The 5,816-nt window shown below is 71.8% G+C and carries 9 protein-coding genes; 6 read left to right on the forward strand and 3 right to left on the reverse strand.

Annotation, left to right across the window (positions count from 1 at the left end; genetic code table 11):
* Positions 1-166: 166 nt before the first annotated feature.
* The 3 genes from AC5L38_RS43815 to AC5L38_RS43825 all read right to left on the reverse strand — a co-directional run bounded on the left by AC5L38_RS43815 (position 167) and on the right by AC5L38_RS43825 (position 2,122).
* Positions 167-331 carry a hypothetical protein gene (locus AC5L38_RS43815; protein WP_495248747.1) on the reverse strand — a complete coding sequence of 55 codons (165 nt, stop codon included), beginning with the start codon at positions 329-331 and terminating at the stop codon, positions 167-169.
* A 466-nt stretch (positions 332-797) separates the two neighbouring features.
* On the reverse strand, positions 798-1,739 hold the full coding sequence (locus AC5L38_RS43820; protein ID WP_495248748.1) for a M56 family metallopeptidase: 942 nt from the start codon (positions 1,737-1,739) through the stop codon (positions 798-800).
* Positions 1,736-2,122, reverse strand: coding sequence for a BlaI/MecI/CopY family transcriptional regulator (locus AC5L38_RS43825; RefSeq protein ID WP_495248749.1), 387 nt, complete (start codon positions 2,120-2,122; stop codon positions 1,736-1,738). The genes AC5L38_RS43820 and AC5L38_RS43825 overlap by 4 nt, the downstream gene beginning before the upstream one ends.
* Before the next feature lie 220 nt (positions 2,123-2,342).
* Here AC5L38_RS43825 and AC5L38_RS43830 point away from each other — a divergent pair, with 220 nt between their 5' ends.
* From AC5L38_RS43830 to AC5L38_RS43855, 6 genes are all read left to right on the forward strand, one after another.
* Entirely contained in the window at positions 2,343-3,083 is a 741-nt protein-coding gene (locus tag AC5L38_RS43830) for a DsbA family protein (RefSeq protein ID WP_495248750.1), read from the forward strand.
* Entirely contained in the window at positions 3,064-3,783 is a 720-nt protein-coding gene (locus AC5L38_RS43835; protein ID WP_495248751.1) for a vitamin K epoxide reductase family protein, read from the forward strand. Before AC5L38_RS43830 ends, AC5L38_RS43835 begins: the two co-directional genes overlap by 20 nt.
* Positions 3,784-3,835: 52 nt before the next feature.
* Complete coding sequence (locus tag AC5L38_RS43840; protein WP_495248752.1) at positions 3,836-4,177, forward strand: ArsR/SmtB family transcription factor; 342 nt, start codon at positions 3,836-3,838, stop codon at positions 4,175-4,177.
* Positions 4,177-4,914 (forward strand): cation efflux transmembrane domain-containing protein, encoded by a 738-nt coding sequence (locus AC5L38_RS43845; RefSeq protein ID WP_495248753.1) that lies wholly within the window; start codon positions 4,177-4,179, stop codon positions 4,912-4,914. The genes AC5L38_RS43840 and AC5L38_RS43845 overlap by 1 nt, the downstream gene beginning before the upstream one ends.
* A 14-nt stretch (positions 4,915-4,928) precedes the next feature.
* Positions 4,929-5,264: a DUF3703 domain-containing protein gene (locus AC5L38_RS43850; protein WP_495248754.1), complete on the forward strand. Its 336-nt coding sequence runs from the start codon at positions 4,929-4,931 to the stop codon at positions 5,262-5,264.
* Positions 5,265-5,312: 48 nt separating this feature from the next.
* The coding region (locus AC5L38_RS43855; RefSeq protein ID WP_495248755.1) for a hypothetical protein at positions 5,313-5,816 on the forward strand (504 nt) is incomplete at its 3' end.

A 5,816-nucleotide genomic window follows, 5' to 3' on the forward strand; every position in this document is an offset into this window, starting at 1 on the left:
CGGCGCGATCCCGGCGGCCTGCCCGGCCTCCAGGGGCTCGCGAACCAGCGGCGGGCTGCACTCAAGGATCTGCAGCAACTCCATCAGACCTCCGGACATAGATACTCATCGAAGTCATGCACTGTCTATATCGACAGACGTCTATGAGTGCTCGGCATGTGGGGGGTCAGCTGACCGGCACGCCGAACTCGCCGAGGAGGGTGCGCACCCGGCGCTCGATCTCGTCGCGGATCGGGCGCACCCCCTCGGCGCCCTTGCCCGCCGGGTCCTGCAGTTCCCGGTCCAGGTAGCGCCTGCCGGGAAAGATCGGGCAGGTGTCCCCGCAGCCCATGGTGATCACCACATCGGCGGCCCGGACGATCTCCTCGGTCCACGGCTTTGGGAACTCCCGGGAGCCGCCGGCCGGCGCGCCGCGATGGCGATCGCCGGTTGCTGATCGATGGTCAGGTCATCGCTGGCTTCAGGGGCGTCCATGCACGGAATCGACGAGTGCCTAATTCGACTCATGCCGATATTGACATCCATCGATCCCAGCGCGGGCGAACGGCGCATGAACAGCTGACGTGCACCCCGCCCAGACTCAGGCGAGGTCTCCATGTGCCGCATCCTCTGCCAAGGCGACACGGGGGCGTCAGTAGATGCGCCATATGCGAGCGTTCGGCTCATCGTGCCTGATGGTGCAGCTTCCAGGGAGTATCAAACCGGACTTTGGCGCTGCCGCCGGCGGCTCCACAGCCACCACGGGCTCGCGTCACGTCAATGCTTCACTCCTGGAGTGCGCGGGCTGTCGGGGCGGGCTAGAGGAGGGTGCAGACGACAGGGGCGATCAGCACGGCCAGGGGCCCGCTGAGCAGCCCGGCCGCGGCACCATAGGCCGCGACGGCCGTCCCGCGGCCCGGGACGGTCGCGTCGGTCAAAAGGCGCTGGAGGCGTTGGGCGACGTCCACCTGGGCCAGAGCCAGAGCGTGAGCCGGAGCCGACCGCTGCTCGCCGGGGGTGACCATCTCGACGATGGCCTGGGCGAGGACCAGGTCACCGTGGTCGCGGCGTGCTTGGTCGTCGGCGAGCATCTCCAGCAGCGCCGACACCGCCCGCACAGCCGTCTTCGGGGCGCCGAGGATCGGCAACGCCCGCATCAACGCAGCGAACGGCAACAGGACCAGGCCGTGATGCCCGCGGGCGTGCGCGCGTTCGTGGGCCAGGACGGCGTGCACGTGGCGAGGGCTCAGCCGCTCCAGGGTGCCCTGGCTGACCACGACGCGGGCGTGGCGTCCGGGCACGCAGTAGGCGAGGGGCCGGGTCTCGGGCAGGATGTAGGCGCCGTAGTCGCGATCCAGGTCGGCGACCAGGTCGATCAGCAGGCGCTGGCGTCGCCGGCCGGCGACTGTCGTGACGAGGGTGCGCACGGTGTGGGCCAGCAGCCAGGCCGGCAGCGCCAGCGACCACGCCAGCGCGGCGACGTGGCCCCAGCCCAGGCCGGACAGGCCCCGCCCGTCGGCGATCTGGTCGCCGAGGGTGTGCACGCCGTGCGGGAAGGCCGCCGCCAGCGGCGCGACCGCGGCGACCAAGCCCAGCCCGAGGGCGCCCAGGCCGGCGGACAGGCCGATGGCCTGCCACAGCACCAGCGCGGCCCGCGGCTGGCGACTCGTCCACGCGGCCGAGGCCAGCCGCGCGGTCACCTGCCCGCCGAGCAGAAGGGGAAGCGGCGCGATACCGGCGGCGAGCATCCACGCCGTCATGGCGCGTGCCCCTCTCGCCGGTTCTGCTCGTCGTGCCCTGCTTCTCGGTGCTGCAGGGCCAGGCGCAGGGCCGCGGCGACCTCGGGGGAGACGGTTCCGACGAAGCGGTGCACCACGGCGTCAACGTCGCCCGCTTCGCCGAGGACTTCCTGCATGACCTCGGCGACGAAGGCGTCCTTGCCGGCACTGGCCCGGTAACGATGCGCCCGGCCGATGCGTTCCCGGGTGACCAGGCCCTTGTGCGACAGGCGTAGCAGCACGGTCAGCACGGTCGTCACCGCGGGCTGGGACGGCAGGGAATCGGCGAGGTCTTGGGCGAGCATCCCGTGCGGGTGCTGCCACAGGGCCTCCATGATCGAGCGCTCCAGATGGCCGAGCCGCACTGGTGGCCCCTTTCTTCGTGGTCGCTTCACCGTGGGCAGAAGGGTACGCCAGTGCCTCGGCACACCCTTCGGGCCGGGGACCCCGGCTCTCAGGCGGAGTGGGTGCGGACAGTTTTTACGTGGATCTTCTACGCCGTGTAGAAGTATGGGGGCGGCCGTCAGGCCCCGGCCACCCGGCCGGGGCGTCCCCGAGCGGCGGCCCGAGGCGTGAGGAGCGTAGGTGTCGCAGCAACACGACCGGAGTACAGGCGGGCGCGCCAAGATCGCGGCGATGCGTGCCGCGGACGCCCGCCAATCCGCCCGCAAGAAGAACCTCGCGGTGACCGCGGCCGTGGCGGGCGCGGTGGTCGTGGTGCTGGCCGCCTTCGTCCTCATCAGCAGGATCAGCGGCGGTGACGGGGCCACGACCGGCGCCGTGGCCGCCGGGGAGTCGCAGCTGGTGCGGGCCGACAGCCACACGGTACAAAGGGCCGCCGACGGCAAGGTGACCTTGGTGGAGTTCCTCGACTTCGAGTGCGAGGCCTGCCGGGCCTACTTCCCGGTCGTGGAGGAGCTGCGTAAGCAGTACGCGGGCAAGGTCACGTTCGTGGTCCGCTACTTCCCGCTGCCCGGCCACTTCAACGCCGAACGCGCCGCCCGCGCCGTGGAGGCCGCCGCCCAGCAGGGCAGGTTCGAGGCGATGTACCAGCGGATGTACGAGACCCAGACCCAGTGGGGAGAGAAGCAGGTCCCGGCCGATACGGTCTTCCGCGGTTTCGCCCAGGGACTCGGCCTGGACATGGCGGCCTGGGACAAGGCGTACGACGACCCGGCCACCTTGGCGCGGGTGAACAAGGACGTCGCCGACGGCCAGGCCCTCGGCGTGAGCGGTACGCCCACGTTCTTCCTCAACGGCACCAAGATCCAGCCCCAGTCCCGCGACGAGTTCAAGGCGGCCATCGATGCAGCACTCGCCGGCTGAGTCCGCCCCCGCCGACCTTCCCGGCCACCTCGAACACGGCGGTCACCGGCCAGGCGGTGAGAAGGGAGGCGAGCGGTGGCCCGGGCAGCCGTTCCCCCGCCTGCTGCCCTGGCTGCTGGTGATCGGCGGCGCGGTCGGACTGCTCGCGGCGTTCGTCCTGACCGTCGAGAAGATCGCCCTGCTGAGGAACCCGGACTACGTGCCCAGCTGCAGCATCAACCCGGTGCTGTCGTGCGGATCGATCATGACGACCCCGCAGGCCGAGCTGTTCGGCTTCCCCAACCCGCTGCTGGGCGTCGCCGGTTTCGCCGTCGTCGTGACGGTCGGCGCCGCGCTGCTGGCCGGGGCCGCCTTCGGCCGGTGGTTCTGGCTGGGCCTGCAGGCCGGGGTCACCTGCGGCGCGGTCCTCGTGCACTGGCTGATCTTCCAGAGTCTCTACGTCATCGGCGCCCTGTGCCCGTACTGCATGATCGTGTGGGCGGTGACGATCCCGCTGTTCTGGTACGTCACCGTGCACAACCTCGCCCGGGGCCACCTACCGGGCGGCGGCTCTGGCGCCGTCGGGGACGCGCCCGCTCGCGGGGCCCGCGTCGTGGCGACGTTGAGGAACTATCACTCGGTCGCGCTCGCGCTGTGGTTCGGCGCGCTCCTCGCGCTGATCGCGGTGCGCTTCTGGTCGTTCTGGATCACCCTCGTCTGACCCAGAGAGTACAGGGTTTTCTGAATTCAGATAATTCTGTACTCTCGGGGGTATGTTGACGATCGCCTCCGAGATCGAGGTCCTGACGCGTTTCGGCCGCGCGCTGGCCGACCCGATCCGCTGCCGGATCCTGCTCGCGCTGCGCGAGGCTCCCGCCCACCCGGCCGACCTGGCCGAGGCGCTGGGCGTCTCCCGCACCCGGCTGAGCAACCACCTGGCCTGCCTGCGCGACTGCGGCCTGGTCGTCGCCGTCCCGGTCGGCCGCCGCACCCGCTACGAGCTCGCCGACCCCCGGCTCGGCCACGCCCTGAGCGACCTGAGCGGCGCCGTCATCGCGGTCGCGGCCGACGCCGAGCGCACCTGCGCCGACGCCGAGGAGAAGGGCTGCTGCTGATGGCCGCCATCACGCTCGGCCCCACCCCGGCCCGGCGCGCCGCGCTGGCCCGCCGCATCCGGCTGCTGGTGGCCGCGACCATCACCTACAACGTCATCGAAGCCGGCGTGGCCATCACCGCCGGCACCATCGCCTCCTCGAGCGCCCTCATCGGCTTCGGCCTGGACTCCGTCGTCGAGGTCGCCTCCGCCGCCGCGGTCGCCTGGCAGTTCTCCGCCACCGACCACCAGGCGCGAGAGAGGAGCGCGCTGCGGGTCATCGCGCTGTCGTTCTTCGCGCTGGCCGCCTACGTCACCTTCGACGCCGTCCGCGCGCTGCTCGGCACCGGCGAGGCCGAACACTCCACCCCCGGCCTGATCCTGGCCGCCCTGAGCCTGGTCATCATGCCGTTCCTGTCCGCCGCCCAGCGCCGCGCCGGCCGCGAGCTCGGTTCGGCCTCCGCGGTCGCCGACTCCAAGCAGACCCTGCTGTGCACCTACCTGTCCGGCGTGCTCCTCATCGGGCTGGCGCTCAACAGCCTGTTCGGCTGGTCCTGGGCCGACCCGGTCGCCGCCCTGGTCATCGCCGCCGTCGCGGTCAAGGAAGGCCGCGAAGCCTGGCGCGGCGATGCCTGCTGCGCGGTCCCGGCCGCCACCTTGTCCGGTAACGCGGTGTCGGGCAGCGCCCTGTCCGGCAGCACGGCCTCGGAGGCGGGCGGCTGCTGCTCACCCGTTCAGGACACGCCGCGAGACACGTGATGATCGGCCGTCCGATGCCCGCACCCGTGCGGGCCGCCTACCGTGCCGAGATGCGCGCCGCCCGCACCACCGAGGCGGAAGCGCGGTGGAGACACCTGGAGCGCGCGCACATCATCTCCCAGCCCTGGCCCTGGCCGCACACCGCCAACCATCTCGCGATGTTCGCCCTCGCCGTTGCTCAGCGCGACCGGCGCGAGGCGTTCGGCCAGGTGATCCGGATCGTCGTGGCCGCGCCCGGCTCGGCGCTGGGCCGCTACCCCGAGGGCAACACCGGCCGCGCCCGCGTCGGCCTGACTCAGCCCATGCCTGTGCCCGACGACCTGGCCGCGCTGCTGCGGGCCAGCCGGTGACTGGCCGCCGGGCCCGTCCCGGCCGAGTTCTACGTTGCCGAAAATCTGATGAACGCCCTGCCCGCGCACGTGCTGTGCGACGACGACACCCGGGTGGCGCAGTGGGCCGGACTCATCGCCGCCAAGGACTGGGACACCCCGGGCGACCGCGGCCAGTACCTGGCCTGCATCTCCTGGCTCCTCGACATCGACCACGCCCTGCGCTGGCCGCGGCTGCGCCCGCCCATGCTGGTTCTCGCCCTCGAACACGACCTGATGTTCCCGCCGCGCACCGGCCGCCATGCTCTCCAGCCCCGGCGAGATCGCGGGCTTGACCGCCTGGACGATCGCCGAGTGAACTCCGTCGCCGTGATCGGCGGTCAGCGTGATCGAGGCGGCCACGAAACCGGTCTCCAGCGGCAGCCGGCGATACTCGGCGACGCTGAGCGAGCCGGCGACGCAGCCCACCCGAAGCTCGGTGGCCGCCCGCGGCTCGGCGTCGAGGGCGCCTTCGGTGACGACGTCGCCGAGACCCAGGCGGCCGCCGGGCCGCAGTACCCGGAAGGTCTCGGC

Source organism: Streptosporangium nanhuense (assembly GCF_059358815.1).

Coding starts and splice junctions, on each gene's coding strand:
- AC5L38_RS43815 (WP_495248747.1), bottom strand. CDS start 331: ATGGGCTGCGGGGACACCTGCCCGATCTTTCCCGGCAGGCGCTACCTG.
- AC5L38_RS43820 (WP_495248748.1), bottom strand. CDS start 1,739: ATGACGGCGTGGATGCTCGCCGCCGGTATCGCGCCGCTTCCCCTTCTG.
- AC5L38_RS43835 (WP_495248751.1), top strand. CDS start 3,064: ATGCAGCACTCGCCGGCTGAGTCCGCCCCCGCCGACCTTCCCGGCCAC.
- AC5L38_RS43840 (WP_495248752.1), top strand. CDS start 3,836: ATGTTGACGATCGCCTCCGAGATCGAGGTCCTGACGCGTTTCGGCCGC.
- AC5L38_RS43845 (WP_495248753.1), top strand. CDS start 4,177: ATGGCCGCCATCACGCTCGGCCCCACCCCGGCCCGGCGCGCCGCGCTG.
- AC5L38_RS43850 (WP_495248754.1), top strand. CDS start 4,929: ATGCCCGCACCCGTGCGGGCCGCCTACCGTGCCGAGATGCGCGCCGCC.